This window comes from Sphingomonas sp. TX0543 (genome assembly GCF_048565505.1).
GTDB lineage: Bacteria > Pseudomonadota > Alphaproteobacteria > Sphingomonadales > Sphingomonadaceae > Sphingomonas.
The window spans coordinates 1451006-1466545 of record NZ_JBLZUS010000002.1; the positions used below are offsets into that span (position 1 = coordinate 1451006).

12 protein-coding genes are annotated in these 15540 nt (G+C 66.2%); 4 read left to right on the forward strand and 8 right to left on the reverse strand.

The features are described 5' to 3' along the window. Positions 1 to 14: 14 nt before the first annotated feature. Positions 15 to 1259 carry a 5-aminolevulinate synthase gene (gene hemA, locus ACM61V_RS07585; protein WP_137787372.1) on the forward strand — a complete coding sequence of 415 codons (1245 nt, stop codon included), beginning with the start codon at positions 15 to 17 and terminating at the stop codon, positions 1257 to 1259. On the opposite strand, the gene queG is transcribed toward hemA, so the two are convergent. Beyond that, the gene (gene queG, locus ACM61V_RS07590; RefSeq protein ID WP_137787371.1) at positions 1243 to 2292 is read right to left on the reverse strand and encodes a tRNA epoxyqueuosine(34) reductase QueG; all 1050 of its coding nucleotides are present in this window, start codon (positions 2290 to 2292) and stop codon (positions 1243 to 1245) included. The two genes, hemA and queG, sit on opposite strands and share 17 nt — an antisense overlap. 29 nt (positions 2293 to 2321) lie before the next feature. Here queG and ACM61V_RS07595 point away from each other — a divergent pair, with 29 nt between their 5' ends. The 3 genes from ACM61V_RS07595 to ACM61V_RS07605 are packed head-to-tail and all read left to right on the forward strand — an operon-like array spanning position 2322 to position 5771. Continuing rightward, positions 2322 to 3239 (forward strand): ABC transporter ATP-binding protein, encoded by a 918-nt coding sequence (locus ACM61V_RS07595; protein ID WP_137787370.1) that lies wholly within the window; start codon positions 2322 to 2324, stop codon positions 3237 to 3239. Next, a complete protein-coding gene (locus ACM61V_RS07600; RefSeq protein WP_137787369.1) occupies positions 3236 to 4480 on the forward strand; it encodes an ABC transporter permease in 1245 nt (414 codons plus the stop codon). The genes ACM61V_RS07595 and ACM61V_RS07600 overlap by 4 nt, the downstream gene beginning before the upstream one ends. 49 nt (positions 4481 to 4529) lie before the next feature. Further along, positions 4530 to 5771, forward strand: a complete 1242-nt coding sequence (locus ACM61V_RS07605) for a cytochrome P450 (RefSeq protein WP_137787368.1) — start codon at positions 4530 to 4532, stop codon at positions 5769 to 5771. Between the two features lie 139 nt (positions 5772 to 5910). Here the strand turns inward: ACM61V_RS07605 and ftsH are convergent, their stop codons facing one another. The 7 genes from ftsH to ruvA form a co-directional block, all read right to left on the reverse strand. Next, positions 5911 to 7881, reverse strand: a complete 1971-nt coding sequence (ftsH, locus tag ACM61V_RS07610) for an ATP-dependent zinc metalloprotease FtsH (RefSeq protein ID WP_137787367.1) — start codon at positions 7879 to 7881, stop codon at positions 5911 to 5913. Positions 7882 to 7944: 63 nt separating this feature from the next. After that, positions 7945 to 8916, reverse strand: a complete 972-nt coding sequence (gene tilS / locus ACM61V_RS07615; RefSeq protein WP_419713922.1) for a tRNA lysidine(34) synthetase TilS — start codon at positions 8914 to 8916, stop codon at positions 7945 to 7947. Between the two features lie 26 nt (positions 8917 to 8942). Continuing rightward, positions 8943 to 9887, reverse strand: a complete 945-nt coding sequence (locus tag ACM61V_RS07620; protein ID WP_419713923.1) for a YbgF trimerization domain-containing protein — start codon at positions 9885 to 9887, stop codon at positions 8943 to 8945. A gap of 52 nt (positions 9888 to 9939) precedes the next feature. Further along, positions 9940 to 10860 carry a helix-turn-helix domain-containing protein gene (locus tag ACM61V_RS07625; RefSeq protein ID WP_137787364.1) on the reverse strand — a complete coding sequence of 307 codons (921 nt, stop codon included), beginning with the start codon at positions 10858 to 10860 and terminating at the stop codon, positions 9940 to 9942. Positions 10861 to 10975: 115 nt separating this feature from the next. After that, complete coding sequence (ptsP, locus tag ACM61V_RS07630; protein ID WP_137787363.1) at positions 10976 to 13252, reverse strand: phosphoenolpyruvate--protein phosphotransferase; 2277 nt, start codon at positions 13250 to 13252, stop codon at positions 10976 to 10978. A 447-nt stretch (positions 13253 to 13699) separates the two neighbouring features. Then, positions 13700 to 14722, reverse strand: coding sequence for a Holliday junction branch migration DNA helicase RuvB (gene ruvB / locus ACM61V_RS07635; RefSeq protein ID WP_137787362.1), 1023 nt, complete (start codon positions 14720 to 14722; stop codon positions 13700 to 13702). 183 nt (positions 14723 to 14905) lie between these two features. Next, the gene (gene ruvA / locus ACM61V_RS07640; protein WP_137787361.1) at positions 14906 to 15508 is read right to left on the reverse strand and encodes a Holliday junction branch migration protein RuvA; all 603 of its coding nucleotides are present in this window, start codon (positions 15506 to 15508) and stop codon (positions 14906 to 14908) included. Positions 15509 to 15540 lie beyond the last annotated feature (32 nt).

The following is a 15540-nucleotide window of genomic DNA, read 5'->3' on the forward strand; positions in this document are numbered from 1 at the left end:
TAAGCGAGCCCGCCATGAGCATCGACCATAACGATGCGCGCCCGGTGGATTACGGACGCGTGTTCAACCAGGCGATCGACCGGCTCCATGCCGAAGGCCGATATCGCGTGTTCATCGATATTCTGCGCAACAAGGGGGCCTATCCCAATGCGCGGTGCTTCGCCGGCCATAACGGCCCGAAGCCGATCACCGTGTGGTGCTCGAATGATTATCTCGCGATGGGCCAACACCCGAAGGTTATCGCGGCGATGGAGGAGGCGCTCCATGACGTCGGCGCCGGCTCCGGCGGAACGCGCAACATCGGCGGCAACACACACTACCACGTGGACCTTGAGGGCGAGCTTGCCGATCTGCACGGCAAGGAAGGCGCGCTGCTGTTCACGTCCGGCTATGTCTCCAACGAGGCGACGCTGGCGACGGTGGCGAAGGTGTTGCCGGGATGCATCATCTTTTCCGACGAATTGAACCACGCCTCGATGATTGCTGGCATTCGCAATGCCGGATGCGAGAAGCACGTCTTCCGCCACAACGATCTGACGCATCTTGAGGAGTTGCTGGCGGCGGCCGACCCCTCGCTGCCGAAGCTGATCGCTTTCGAGAGCGTCTATTCGATGGAGGGCGATGTCGCGCCGATCGCGGCGATCTGCGACCTTGCCGACAAATATAATGCGCTGACCTATCTCGATGAGGTCCACGCGGTCGGCATGTACGGCGCGCGCGGCGGCGGCATTTCCGAGCGGGACGATGTCGCGCGGCGGCTGACGATCATCGAGGGAACGCTTGGCAAGGCGTTCGGCGTGATGGGCGGCTACATCGCGGCCGACAAGGTCATCATCGACGTGATCCGTTCCTATGCGCCTGGGTTCATCTTCACGACGTCGCTGTCCCCGGTGCTCGTCGCGGGCGTGCTGGCGAGCGTGCGCCATCTGAAGCAATCGACCGCCGAGCGTGACGCGCAGCAGGCGGCGGCGAAGACGTTGAAGGCCATGTTCGCGGATGCCGGGCTGCCGGTGATGATCGGGGAAACGCACATCGTGCCGCTGATGGTCGGCGATCCGGTGAAGGCGAAGAAGATCAGCGATATCCTGCTTGCTGAATATGGCATCTACGTCCAGCCGATCAACTATCCCACCGTGCCGCGCGGCACGGAGCGGTTGCGCTTCACGCCCGGCCCGGCGCATGACGAGGCGATGATGCGTGATCTCACGCAGGCGTTGACCGAGATCTGGGACCGGCTGGAGATCAGGAAGGCGGCGTAAGCCGGGCCATTGCCCAGCGTGCCGCGTCCTGCACCACATCGTTCGCATCGTCGAGCAACGGCGCGACTGCCGCAATCAACGTGGCATCCCCGCTGTTGCCAGCCGCGATCAGGCAGTTCCGCACCATCCGGTCACGACCGATCCGCTTGATGGGGGAGCCGGCGAAAACCTGCCGGAAGCCGGCGTCGTCCAGCCCCAGCAATTCGTCGAGATAGGGTGCCGTAAGTTCGGCGCGCGGGGCAAAGGCCATGTTGGCGCGTGCCGCCGCGGCAAACTTGTTCCACGGGCACGCCGCGAGGCAATCGTCGCAGCCGTATATGTGGTTGCCGATCGCGGCGCGGAACTCTTCCGGGATCGGCCCCGCATGCTCGATCGTGAGATAGGAGATGCAGCGCCGCGCATCCAGGCGATAGGGCGCCGGAAAGGCGTCCGTAGGGCAGGCGCGCTGGCAGGCATCGCACGAGCCGCAGGTGTCTTGCCCGGCCGCATCCGGCTCCAGCGCCAGCGTGGTGTAGATCGCGCCGAGGAACAGCCAGCTTCCCTCCGAGCGGCTGACAAGATTCGTATGCTTGCCCTGCCATCCAAGCCCTGCCGCCTCCGCCAGCGGCTTTTCCATGACGGGCGCGGTATCCACGAACACTTTCAGGTCTCCGCCACCCTCGGCCACCAGCCAGCGGGCAAGGGCTTTCAGCGCTTTCTTCACGACGTCATGGTAATCCTGCCCCTGCGCATAGACCGAGATGCGCCCGCGTGTGGGCTCATCCGCAAGCCGCATCGGATCGTCGCGCGGGGCGTAGCTCATGCCGAGCGCGATCACGCTTCGTGCGTCCGGCCACAGGCCAGCGGGGCTTTCGCGGTGATGGGCGCGTGCCTCCATCCACAGCATGTCGCCGTGCGCGCCCGCCGCCAGCCACGCGCGCAGCCGCTCGGCGGCGCGTGGCGCGGCATCCGCGCTGGCGATGCCGCATGCGGCGAACCCCAGTTCCGCTGCCTTCCTCTTGAGGCGGGATTCGAGAGACTTGTTTACTTCCACCGGCTATCGCTACCACAAACGGGGACGGCATGAGCGACAATCCAGCGATCACCGCAAGCGGTCTGGTCAAGCGTTTCGGCGGGCGCCGGGTGGTCGACGGTGTCGATCTGGTCGTACCGAAGGGCATGATCTACGGGGTGCTCGGGCCAAACGGCGCCGGCAAAACCACGACGTTGCGCACATTGCTCGGCATTATCGAGCCGGACGAGGGCAGCCGGGCCCTGCTTGGCTTCAGCCACCCGCGCGATGCGAGCGATCTGGTCGGCTACCTGCCGGAGGAGCGCGGCCTCTACCCCGCAATGAAGGCGCGTGATGCTATTGCCTTCATGGGCGCGCTGCGTGGCCTGCCGTGGGCGGAGGGGCGCCGGCGCGCGGGCGAACTGCTGGAGGCGAACGGCCTTGGCCAAGCGACGGACCAGAAAATCAGAAAACTTTCCAAGGGCATGGCGCAGCTTGTTCAGTTGTTGGGCTCGGTCGTGCATCGACCGAAGCTGCTGGTGCTGGATGAGCCCTTCTCCGGCCTCGATCCGGTCAATCAGGAGCGGCTGGAGGCGCTGATCCTGGGGGAGCGCGATCGCGGCGCGACGATCCTGTTTTCCACGCATGTGATGGCTCATGCGCAGCGTTTGTGCGACCGGCTGGCGATTATCGCCGGCGGCCGGCGGCGGTTCGAGGGAACGGTGGAGGAGGCGCGCGGTCTGTTGCCGCAGCAGGTGCTCTACACCCCGCACTTCCCCGATGGCACGATCCGCGCGCTGCTACCGGCGGATGCCGTGCCGACCGGAGCCGGGTGGCGCTTCGAACTGCCACGCGAGGGGATCGAGGGGTTGCTCCGGCGACTGATCGATACCGGGCATGGCATTTCGGGCCTGTCGATCGAGCGGCCAGGCCTTCATGAGGCGTTTGTCCGCATTGTCGGCGATGCCGCGCTGGAGGATGCGGCATGACGCGGCTGCCGCGTGCCTTGCGCCAGACGCTGACGATCGCACGGCGCGATTTCATCGCAACGGTGTTCACGCCGATCTTCCTGATTTTCCTGTTCGCGCCGGTCATCATGGGATCGTTCGGCGCGATCGGCGGCCTGGGCGCGGCGAGCGTTACGGCGGGCGCTGCAGATCGGACGCGCGTGGTGGCGATCGCGGCGCCGCGCGAGGCGGCGTTGCTGCGGGATGCGGATGCTGCGCTCCGGCCATTGTTCCCCGGCGATGGGGGCCCGCCGGCGCTGGAACTGCACCGGCCGGGCGGCGACGCGATGGTTCAGGCGCGGGCGGCGCTCGCGACGCCGGGCGTGGATGTCGTGGCGGTGATGGCAGGTTCGCTGGAACGCCCGCAGATCCTGCGTGCCGCCGATGCGCGACGCTCGGGCGATTATCTGGCTGCGCTGGCCGATCGCGCGCTTCGTGTCTCGCGCGATCCGCGGGTGCATTCGGCGCCGCGCGTCAGCGTCGTCGATCGCGTGCAGCCAAACGCCGGCAAGCGCAACGCGTCTGCCTTCTTTGCCGTGTTCGGCATCTTTTTCCTCACCCTGTTTCTATCGGGGCAGGTGGTCGGCACGATGGCCGAGGAGCGCAACAACAAGGTGATCGAGGTGCTCGCTGCCGCCGTGCCGCTGGAAAGCGTATTTCTGGGCAAGCTGGTCGGCATGTTCGGGGTGGCGGTATTGTTCGTCACTTTCTGGGGCGTGGTGCTGAGTCAGGTCAGCGCGCTGCTGCCCGGTGGCGGGCTCGCGGGAATGGCGCCGGCGGTCGGTACTGGCGTGTTCGCCTTCCTGTTCGCGGCCTATTTCGCGATGGCCTATCTCCTGCTCGGCTCAGTATTCCTTGGCGTCGGTGCGCAGGCATCGACGATGCGCGAGATACAGATGCTGTCGCTTCCGATCACGATCGTTCAGGTGGCGATGTTCGGTCTATCCTCTGCGGCGGTATCGCATCCCGGGTCGTGGGTGGCGACGCTTGCGGAGATTTTCCCGCTTTCCTCACCCTTCGCAATGGCGGGCCGCGCGGTGAACAGCCCGGACTTGTGGCCGCATCTCCTCGCGCTGGGATGGCAGGCATTGTGGGTCGCCATCTTCGTCATGGTCGGGGCGCGACTGTTCCGGCGGGGTGTGCTCCAGTCCGGCAGCCCGGCGGGCGCGTGGCGCAAGCTGTTCAACCAGGCGGAGCAGAGGGCCGATCGCGCCGGCTATTGACATTCATGTCAGCTAGGAGTTTTCTCGCATCAAAGAATAGGAGAGACTCATGGCTACGCTGGCGAAGAATGTGAGCGATTTTCCGGCCATCGACCCGCTCGATGTCAGCCGCGCCGAGCTATATCGCGACGATACCTGGCAGGTGCCATTCGCGACGCTGCGTGCCACCGCGCCCGTGCACAAGGTGGAGAATTCGGAATACGGCGCTTACTGGTCCGTCTCCACGTACAAGCCGATCGTCGAAGTGGAGTCGCTCCCGGATCTCTATTCGTCCGAGGTGGGTGGGATAACGCTCGCCGATTTCATCGAGAATTCGGATGTGAAGATGCCGATGTTCATCGCGCGCGATCGACCGGTGCACACCGGCCAGCGACGTACCGTATCCCCTGCGTTCACCCCGTCAGAGATGACGCGCATGTCCGCCGATATCCGCCGCCGTACGGAAGAGGTGCTAGACAGTCTGACATTTGGCGAAACGTTTGACTGGGTAGATACCGTTTCGATCGAGCTCACCACGCAGATGCTGGCGATCCTGTTTGATTTTCCGTGGGAGGATCGCCGGAAGCTGACCTTCTGGTCCGATTGGGCTGGTGATATCGAGATCGTCAAAAGCGAGGAACTGCGCCAGCAGCGGCTTCAGCACATGTATGAATGCGGCGCCTATTTCCAGAATTTGTGGAACCAGAAGGTCGGCAAACCGCAGACGCCCGATCTCATCAGCATGATGATTCATTCGGATGCGATGAGCCACATGGATCATTTCGAATTTATCGGAAATCTGATCCTGCTGATCGTCGGCGGCAACGATACGACGCGCAACACGATGTCGGCGCTCGCCTACGGCCTGGATAAATTCCCGGATCAGCGCGCGAGGCTGGAGGCTGATCCCTCGCTCATCCCGAATACCGTGAGCGAAATTATCCGCTGGCAGACGCCGCTCGCACACATGCGTCGCACCGCAACCGCCGATACCGAATTGATGGGGCACCAGATCAAGGCCGGTGACAAACTGGCCCTCTGGTATATTTCCGCCAATCGCGACGAGACGGTGTTCGGCGACAATGCCGACCAGATCGTCGTGGATCGCGAGAATGCGCGGCGGCATCTGGCGTTCGGCCACGGCATCCACCGCTGCGTCGGCGCACGACTGGCGGAGCTCCAGGTCGGTATCCTGCTGGAGGAAATGGCCAAGCGCCGGATGCGCGTGAACGTCGTCGGCGAGCCGGAGCGCGTATCGGCGTGTTTCGTCCACGGCTATCGCAAGCTGCCCGTCGAGTTGAGCCGTTACTGACGGCTCCTGCTAACTGGCTGCCGGCAGGGGCCCGACCCGCGCAAATGGCGTTTTGCCGGCATGGCTTTTGCGTGCACGCGATTCAAAATAAAACGCCCGGGCGGTCGAGCCGGGGCGTTTTTAATCGCAATTCCGCCGGTCACGCGCCGGCGGGGGACGGCGTACCGAATGGGCCGGATGGCCGGCGCGTCTTGGGGATCGAGGTGCCCGCGGCGCGCAGGCCCGCGGCCTTCGGGCCGTTATCGATGCGCCCGATCTCCTCGCCGGCGATCAGCTTCTTGATCTCGTCGCCCGAAAGGGTTTCGTATTCGAGCAACGCACCGGCCAGCGTGTGAAGCTGATCGATATGCTCGCTCAGCACATGCTTGGCGCGCGACAGACCACCCTCGACGATCGACTTGATCTCGTCATCGATCAGCTGCTGCGTCTGGTTAGACATGCGCGCCGGCTGCGAATTTGAATAGCCAAGGAAGCTCTCGCCCTCCGGCTGCGAATATTCGACCGGGCCGACCTTGTCCGACATGCCCCATTTCGTGACCATGTCGCGTGCGAGGCCGGTCGCGTACTGGATATCGCCCGACGCTCCCGATGAAACCTTGTCGTAACCGAAGATCACCTCTTCCGCGACGCGGCCACCCATGGCGACGGCGAGATTGGCGTACATCTTGTCGCGGTGATAACTGTAACTGTCACGCTCCGGCAGGCGCATCACCATGCCCAGCGCGCGGCCGCGCGGGATGATCGTCGCCTTGTGGATCGGATCGGATGCCGGCTCGTGCAGCGCGACGATGGCGTGGCCGGCTTCGTGATAGGCGGTCATCCGCTTCTCATCTTCGGTCATAACCATGGAGCGCCGTTCCGCGCCCATCATGACCTTGTCCTTGGCTTCCTCGAATTCGGCCATCGCGACGAGCCGCTTGCTCTTGCGCGCGGCGGTCAGCGCCGCTTCGTTGACGAGGTTGGCAAGATCCGCGCCCGAGAAACCCGGCGTGCCGCGCGCAATGGTGCGGGCATCCACATCCGGCGCGAGCGGCACCTTCTTCATGTGAACTTCGAGGATCTTCACGCGGCCCTCGATATCCGGGCGCGGCACGACGACCTGGCGATCGAATCGGCCCGGCCGCAGCAGTGCCGGATCGAGCACGTCGGGGCGATTGGTCGCCGCGATGATGATGATGCCTTCGTTCGCTTCGAACCCGTCCATCTCGACCAGAAGCTGGTTGAGGGTCTGTTCGCGCTCGTCGTTGCCATTGCCCAGGCCCGCGCCGCGATGGCGGCCGACCGCGTCGATCTCGTCGATGAAGACGATGCAGGGCGCCGATTTCTTTGCCTGCTCGAACATGTCGCGTACGCGGCTGGCGCCCACGCCGACAAACATCTCGACGAAGTCGGAACCCGAAATGGTGAAGAACGGCACGCCCGCTTCGCCTGCGATCGCGCGCGCAAGCAGGGTCTTGCCGGTGCCGGGCGAGCCAACCAGCAACGCGCCCTTCGGAATCTTGCCGCCAAGCCGCGCGAATTTGGTGGGATCCTTGAGGAATTCGACGATTTCCTCCAGCTCCTCGCGGGCCTCATCGATACCGGCGACATCGTCAAACGTGACCCGGCCTTCCTTCTGCGTCAGCATCCGCGCGCGGCTCTTGCCAAAGCCCATCGCGCCACCAGCGCCGCCGCCTTTCTGCATCTGACGCATCACCAGGAAGGCGATGCCGACGAACAGCAGGAACGGCAGCGCCTGCACCAGCACATATTGCCAGATCGACGGGCCTTCCTCCGGCTTGCCGGAGATTGCGACGCTGGACTTGCGGAGCCTGTCCGTGAGCTGCGGGTCGCTGACCGGGTAGGTCTTGAACTTGTCACCGGACTTGAGCGTGCCGGTGATCAGATCGCGGCTGACGTTCACGTCCTTGACCGAGCCCTGATCCACCTTGTCGAGGAAAGTCGAATAGGCGATCGTATTGCCCTGCGCCGCCGGCGTCTTGCCGTCGAACATCGTGACGACGAGCGCGAGCGCGAGCAGAATGCCGACCCAGATCAGCAGGCTCTTCATCCACGGGTTCGGGCCGCCACCGTTGTTCTCGGAGCCGGGCTGCTTGTCCTTGTCGATCATGCGCTACCTTTCACGTCCCCCAATGTAGGCGACAGGAGGTTAATGGCAATGGAACAAGAGCGGTCAGAGTGATCGACGGGACGGTGCTTTTTCGATTTTCCACATATCGCCGCGCGGCGTGAGCATCACGCCGGCCTGGGTGGCCCGTTTGCCGGCCGCGAGCGAATCGAGCAGCGGTTCGACATTGCTGGCATCGCCCCACGGGGGCAGGGCGATCGCATGATGCGTGCGAACCAGCCCGATCGCGCGGCGGACGAGTCGGCGGCGCAGTTCGCGCGGCAGTCCGCCCACGTCGAGACGAAGCGTGACATCGCCGTTCGCGCGCTCCGACCAGAGGCGGTCGACGGCGAATGACAGCGCCTGTTCCGCTTCGGCAAGGGCGGCCGCGGACTGGGCGAGCGCGGCCGGGTCCAGCGCGGGCGCGTCGGCCAGCAACGCGCGGAACCTCACCCGATCGTATCGCGTATCCTGATTGCTAGGATCGTCGACAAACGGCGCCCCGGCCCTGCTTGCGATCTGGCGCAGCTCCGTGCGCCGCCAGCCGAGCAACGGGCGGACGACCGGCATGCCGGCGATCTCCGCGCGCGGCCGCACCCCGGCAAGACCGGACACACCCGAGCCACGGGCGGCGCGCATCAGGAAGGTTTCGGCCTGATCGTCGGCATGATGGGCGGTGGCAAGCGCGCGTGCACCGCGCGCCCGCGCCCAGTCCGCAAGCAGCGCATAACGCGCCTCGCGCGCAAGCGCCTGGATGCTGGCGCCTGCGATCGGCTTTTCGGGGGCTAGCGTCGCATGGGGCAGGCCGAGCGCAGCGCAATATCGCGCGACCATCGCGGCCTCTTCGCCGGAGGCGGAGCGAAGGCGGTGATCGACGGTTGCGACGATAACGCTGTCCGGCCGCGCGGCATGGGCCAGCGCGAGCAGCGCCATGCTATCCGGGCCGCCCGACACGGCAAGCGCGATGATGCCCGCGCCGGGGGCCAGGCGATCGAGATCGGTGCGAAAACGGTCGAGGTCGCCCGCCTCAACCATCATGCCTCACCAGTCCCGTAAACGTGCCATCACTTGCACTTCGCGGCGGTGCGTGCGCGGGTGATGTCGGCCTGCATCTGGGCCCCGATCTTCGCGCCATACACATCCGCCAGCTCGCCATAGACCTTGCAGGCGTCGGCGGGCTTGTTGAGCTTCATCAGCGACTGGCCAAGATAATAAAGGCTTTCCGGCGCACGTTCGCCATCGGGCATCTTCTTGTAATTGTCGTAAAAAGCGATCGAGGCAAGGCTGGGCTTGCCATCGTCGAGATAGGAGCGGCCGAGCAGATTCTGCGCGAAGCTCGCGCGCCGCGACTTGGGATATTCCGCGACCACTTTCTTGAGCTGCGCCGCGGCCTCCGGGTAGAGCTTTGCCTGCCACAGGCGATAACCGTAGATGTAATCGTCCTCATCGGCCTGGCCCGACGCGGGCTTTTCCACTGCCGCGACCAGCTTGGCGCGGGCAGGGTCCTTGCCGGGGGCGGGGGCAGCGGCTTCCGGCTTCCTCGCGGGCGTTTCGGGCCTGCTGGCCGGCGTGGAGGTTGCAGGTCCGCCGGAGCCCTCGGCCGGGCCGCCGGTGTCGGAGATTGGCGCGGTGCCGGCGAGTCGCGCGTCCATCTCCTTGCGATAGGCGGCGAACTGCTCCTCAAGCTGGCGCAGGCGATATTGCGATTGCTCGATCTGTCCCGTCATCGAGGCGACCTGCTGTTCGAGCGAGCTGACGCGCTGGGTCAGGTCGGTGATCGGCGTTGTCGCGGGCGAGCCGATATCGCGACCCGGCGCAGGCGCTCCGGTGATCTGCGGTTCGACGGAAGGGATTGCGCCCGCGCCGCCCGGAAAAACCTTGCGCTGCACGGCGCGCATCTCACCTTCAAGCTTGCCGACCCGGCCTTCCAGGCCGGATTGCGCGGTGGCGGGTAGCGCCCAGCACATCGCCACGCCAGCCAACAACAGTAACTTACGCATCGCCGTCATCCCCCGGAGCGCGCGGGCTCCCCTCAATCAAGATGTCAAACCGTGAACGCGATCAATTTCCCGCATCCGGCGTCGTCGCATTGCCGGCCGCTTCCGGCGCCGGATTTGCGAAGGCGGCGGGTGGCTTGGTCGGTGCCGGCGCGGTGGCGGTCGGCCGCGCGGATGGTGTCGCGGCGGCGGTCGGCGTCGCCGCCGGCTTGCCCGCGACCCGCGCCGCCAGTGCGCTGGCGCTTACCGCCACGCCCTTGATCGGCCGCGATCCGTCGCCAAGCGGCGGCAGCGCGGACCCGTTCAGCGTGACCGTCAGCTTGTCCGGCCGCCCGACGTTGATCTTCGGGTCCTTCGCGTCCGCCGGCACGTCGAAACGATCGCCCGCCTTCATGGTGCCGAGGTACAGCGACTTGTCGTCGGCATCATAGACGCGCAACCATACATCGTCGGAGGCCGTGAGCGTGACGTGGGCCTGGGCGGGCACCGCAGCCGATGGTTGCGCCGCCGGCACCGCCACCGCGACGGCCGGTGCGGCGCCGGGTGCGGCATGGTCGTTGTCGCTGCGCCACTTGCCGACCGCGAACCACAGCACCGCCAGCACTATCACCGCAAGCGCGATCCCGGCGGCCACGATCACCACGCCGCGCGAAGGGACGCGCGCCGGATCGGCGATCTCATACGGCTGATATTGCGCCACCGGCCGGCCGAGCCGCGCCACTTCCTCACGCGTTTCGCGTGCGATCGCCACCTCATCCTCGCCGACCGCACGGGCATAGGCGCGGGCGAACCCCACCGCATAGGTCGGAGAGGGAAGGGACGCGTAACCGCCGTTCTCGATCGCTTCCAGATGTCGCTGCGGCACGCGGGTGCGCGCGGCGATTTCCGCCAGCGTCATCCCCTGCGCGTCGCGGGCGATGCGCAATCGCTCCCCGACCGGACGGGGAAACAGTGTCGTCTGATCGCCGGTGGCGGCGTCGGTCATTGAAATCTCCGGCTGCGGGCCGCAACCATGTATTTGTTTCGGGCCCGCTATTCCAATGACGTGTCCCAAAGGCCGGGTTGCGTGTCAATCACACTTACCTGTGTTAGTCCACGATCTACCCCAATTCGACGCCCTGCGCGGCGGCGAACGCGGCCAGTGCGCCGCGAAAGTCGCGCGGGGGCGTCGCGAGCAGGCGCCGCATTTCCGCCATCACCGCGCTGCGATCGAGCGAACGGATCATCGCCTTGATCGGGCCGACCGCCGCCGGGGTGATCGACAGCCGCTCGATGCCGAGGCCGATCAGCGCCATCGCCTCCAGCGGCCGCCCGCCCATTTCGCCACAGATCGTGAGCGTCACGCCCGCCGCGCGTACTGGCTCCACGACGCTCGCGAGAAAGCGCAGGATCGATGTCGAGAGCCAGTCATAGCGGTCCGCCAGCTTCGGATTGGCGCGATCGGCGGCGAACAGGAATTGGGTCAGATCGTTGGTGCCCACCGAGATGAACTGCAACTTCGGCAGCAGCAGATCGAGCTGATAGGCAAGGCTCGGCACCTCCAGCATCGCGCCGTAGCGGATATCGGCGGGCAGACGGCGGCCGCGATTGAGCAGCCATTCGCGCTGCGCTTCGAACAGCGCGCGCGCCTCGTCGAACTCCCACGCCTCCGACACCATCGGAAACATCACGTTCAATGTGCGCCCGGCCCCGGCCTCCAGCAGGGCGCGGGCCTGCACCTTCATCAGCCCCTCGCGCTCTAGGCCGAGGCGCAGCGCGCGCCAGCCCATTGCCGGGTTCTCCTCGTCGGCGGGATTGTCCTTCAGATACGGCAGCGCCTTGTCCCCGCCGATATCGATGGTGCGGAACACCACCGGGCGCTCGCCCGCGGCATCCAGCACCTCGCGATAGAGCCGCTGCTGACGCTCGCGCGAGGGCAGGGTGGCGGAAACGAGGAACTGGAATTCCGTGCGGAACAGGCCGATCCCGTCCGCGCCGGTCAGGTCGAGCGCGGCGACATCGTCGCGCAGCCCGGCGTTGACCATGACCTTTACGCGGTGCCCGTCCGTCGTTTCGGGCGCCACCTCGCGCAAGGCGGCATAAGCGGCGCGACGCTTCTGGCGTAGCGCGAGCTTTGAATCGAACGCCTCCTCCATCGCGGGGGACGGGCGCACCACCACCGTTCCCTCGTTCACGTCGAGCAGCAGGAGATCGCCGTCCGCGATCAGCCGGCGCACGTCGCGCACGCGGCCGAGCACCGGCACCCCCATCGCCCGCGCGACGATCGTGACGTGCGCCGTCAGCGATCCTTCCTCGAGGATCACGCCCTTGAGCCGCCGGCGATCATATTCGAGCAGTTCGGCGGGGCCCAGGTTACGCGCGATGAGGATCGTGTCGCGGCGCAGGCCGAGTTGCGCGGCGGTGCCCATCTGACCGGAAACGATCCGCAGCAGGCGGTTCGCCAGATCCTCCAGATCGTGCATCCGGTCCGCCAGCAGCGGGTCATCGATCTGGCGCATCCGCTGCCGGGTGCGCTGCTGGACGCGCTCGATCGCCGCCTCGGCGGTAAGGCCGCTGTCGATCGCCTCGTTGATGCGCCGCGCCCAACCCTCGTCATAGGCGAACATCTTGTAGGTGGCGAGAACCTCGTCATGCTCGCCGCCGACGCCGAACTCTGCCTCGCGCGTCATGCGCTCGATCTGTTCGCGCATCTTGTCGAAGGCGGCATAGACGCGATGGCGCTCCGCCTCGGTGTCCTCCGCGACAGTGTGTTCGATCGTGATCCGCGGCTGGTGGAACACCGCATAGCCCGCCGCCATCCCGTCGACCAGCTTCTGGCCCGCGATACGCACGCTGGCGGTGGACTGCGGCCGGTCGCCGCCGGGGCCGGTCGCCTCGTCGATCAGCCCTGCGTTGGCGATAAGCTCGGACAGCACCATAGCGACCGTCTGGAGCGCCTCGATCTCCACGTCGGCATATTTGCGCGCCTCGGTGTGCTGCACCGAAAGGACGCCCACCGCGCGCTCGCGGCGGATGATTGGCACGCCGGCAAAGCTCTGGAAGCGCTCTTCCCCCGTTTCGGGGCGATAGGCGAAATGCGGATGGCTGGCCGCCTCGTCCAGGTTGAGCACCTCGACATCGCTCGCGATCGTGCCGACCAGCCCCTCGCCGAGCGCAAGCTTCGTCACGTGCACCGCGCTCGCATCCAGCCCGCGCGTCGCGAACAGCTCCAGCACGCCCTCGCGCAGCAGGTAGATCGAGCACACCTCGCTATCCAGTGCTTCGCCGATGATCTCCACCACCTGATTGAGCTTCGCCTGCGCGTTCGATCGCGCCGCCATCACATCGTGGAGGCGGACAAGGATCTCGCGGGCGGAAGCGGCGGCGGAAACGGGCATGGGACAGCGCTATCAGACCGGGGCGTTGGGTGCCACGCAGCATTTTCTGGCAGTGCTCACAACCGAAATTATGGATGAATTATCCGTAATGTCGCGTGAGCGAACTTCGGGGCCCGATAATCTCGCCGCATCACCGAAAGGGTAAGGGAAAAATGGCGCCTGGAAGAATCGGACGGCGTGTACTGGCCGGCTGCTTGACGAGTTCTTTGTGGATCCGAATGAGTCGTTCTATCCCAATGTCACGCCGCCCGATCCGCGTGTCGCCTGCGATCGACAGAAGGTGCCCGGCAAAGTCATATTCTATGCGCCCGATGCCGATTTCCATGGGCATGACCGGGTGGTTTTCGAGAACGCAAATTCGAACGGGATCGTTCGGCGTATCGTAGCGGATATTGACGTGCGATCATTCGGCCGGACCCAGACCTGCCGGCATCAGCCCCGCGCCATCTATTCGAACAGGTCGCCCTCGCTCCCGGCCGGCGGGTTCAGCCCGAGGTGCTTCCAGCCACCGGCGTTTAGGCAGCGCCCGCGCGCGGTGCGTGCGACGAGGCCGAGCTGGATCAGATACGGCTCGATCACCTCCTCGATCGTGTCGCGCGGTTCCGATAATCCGGCAGCAAGCGTTTCCACGCCCACCGGGCCGCCGCGATAAATGTCCGCGATCATCGTCAGATAGCGCCGGTCCATCGCGTCAAGGCCAAGGTGGTCCACTTCCAGCCGGTTCAGCGCGCGATCGGCGGCGGTCGCGTCCACCTCCAGCGTGCCCGCGACATTGGCGAAATCGCGCACCCGGCGCAGCAGGCGGCCGGCGATGCGCGGCGTGCCACGCGCCCGGCGCGCGATCTCCGCGGCGCCGTCCGGCGCGATGTGAAGATCGAGCAACCGTGCCGCGCGTGACACGACATGCTCCAGTTCGTCCACCGTATAGAATTGCAGGCGCACCGGAATGCCGAAGCGATCGCGCAGCGGGGTCGTGAGCAGCCCCTGCCGGGTCGTCGCGCCGACAAGCGTGAAGCGCGGCAGATCGATCCGCACGGAGCGCGCCGATGGCCCCTCGCCGATCATCAGATCGAGCGCGCGATCCTCCATCGCCGGATAGAGCACTTCCTCTACGGCGGGCTGGAGGCGGTGGATCTCGTCGATGAACAGCACGTCGCCATCCTCGAGATTGGTGAGCAGCGCCGCCAGATCGCCCGATTTCGCGATCACCGGCCCGGAAGTAGCGCGAAATCCCACGCCCATCTCGCGCGCGACGATCTGCGCGAGCGTGGTCTTGCCCAGCCCGGGCGGCCCGAACAGCAAGACATGGTCGAGCGCGTCGCCCCGGGATCGTGCCGCCTGGATGAAGACGCGCAGATTCTCGCGCGCGGCCTTCTGCCCGACGAACTCGTCCAGCGTGCGCGGGCGCAACGCTGCGTCCACGTCTTCCGGCCGGCGGGCGGGGGTCAGCAGGCGGTCGGCATCGGTCATCGCGAGGGACATAAACGGAACACGACAACCGGGGAAAGCGAAATCGGGGCGGTGAAGCGGTCATGCGCGCCGCTTCCCCGCACGGCGGCTGGCGGAATGCGCCGTGGATCACGTCGCCGGCCCGCCCGGTCCGGGTGTTGACCAGCAGTGGATCCGGCCCGTCGCGAACCCGGCGGTTTCGCGTCAGCGCGCTGCCTTGCGCAGCGCCAGCCTGACGAGGGCGTCCAGTGTCGCGCCCGCGCCAAGCTCTTCCTCGGACGCCGCCACCGCGCTGCTCGCCTCCGCCGGGCGGAAGCCAAGATTGAGCAGCGCGGAAACGGCATCCGCGCCAGCCCCCGTTGCGCCTGTTGTCGCGGCTGCCGATCCGCCCGGACCCAGCACGATCCCGCCGGCCTTGTCCTTCAGTTCACGCACGATGCGCTCGGCCAGCTTCGGGCCAACCCCGTTGGCGCGCGCAACCATCGCCTTGTCCTGCGCCGCGATCGCGCGGGAAAGATCGGCCGGCTCCAGCGCGGAAAGGATCGCCAGCGCCACCCGCGCGCCGACGCCCTGCACCCCGGTGAGCAGGCGAAACCAGTCGCGCTCCTCGGCGCGGGCGAAGCCGACAAGGCGGATGAATTCCTCTCCGACCAGCATTTCGGTGAACAGCACGCATGCCTCGCCGACCGGGCCGATCGCCGCGAGCGTCCGGGACGACGCACCGACAAGATAGCCGACCCCGCCGACGTCGATCACCGCATGATCGATCCCGGTGGAATCGAGCCGGCCCTTGAGATGCGCGATCATCGAGGCGGCAGGGTGCGAATGGCGTGACGCAT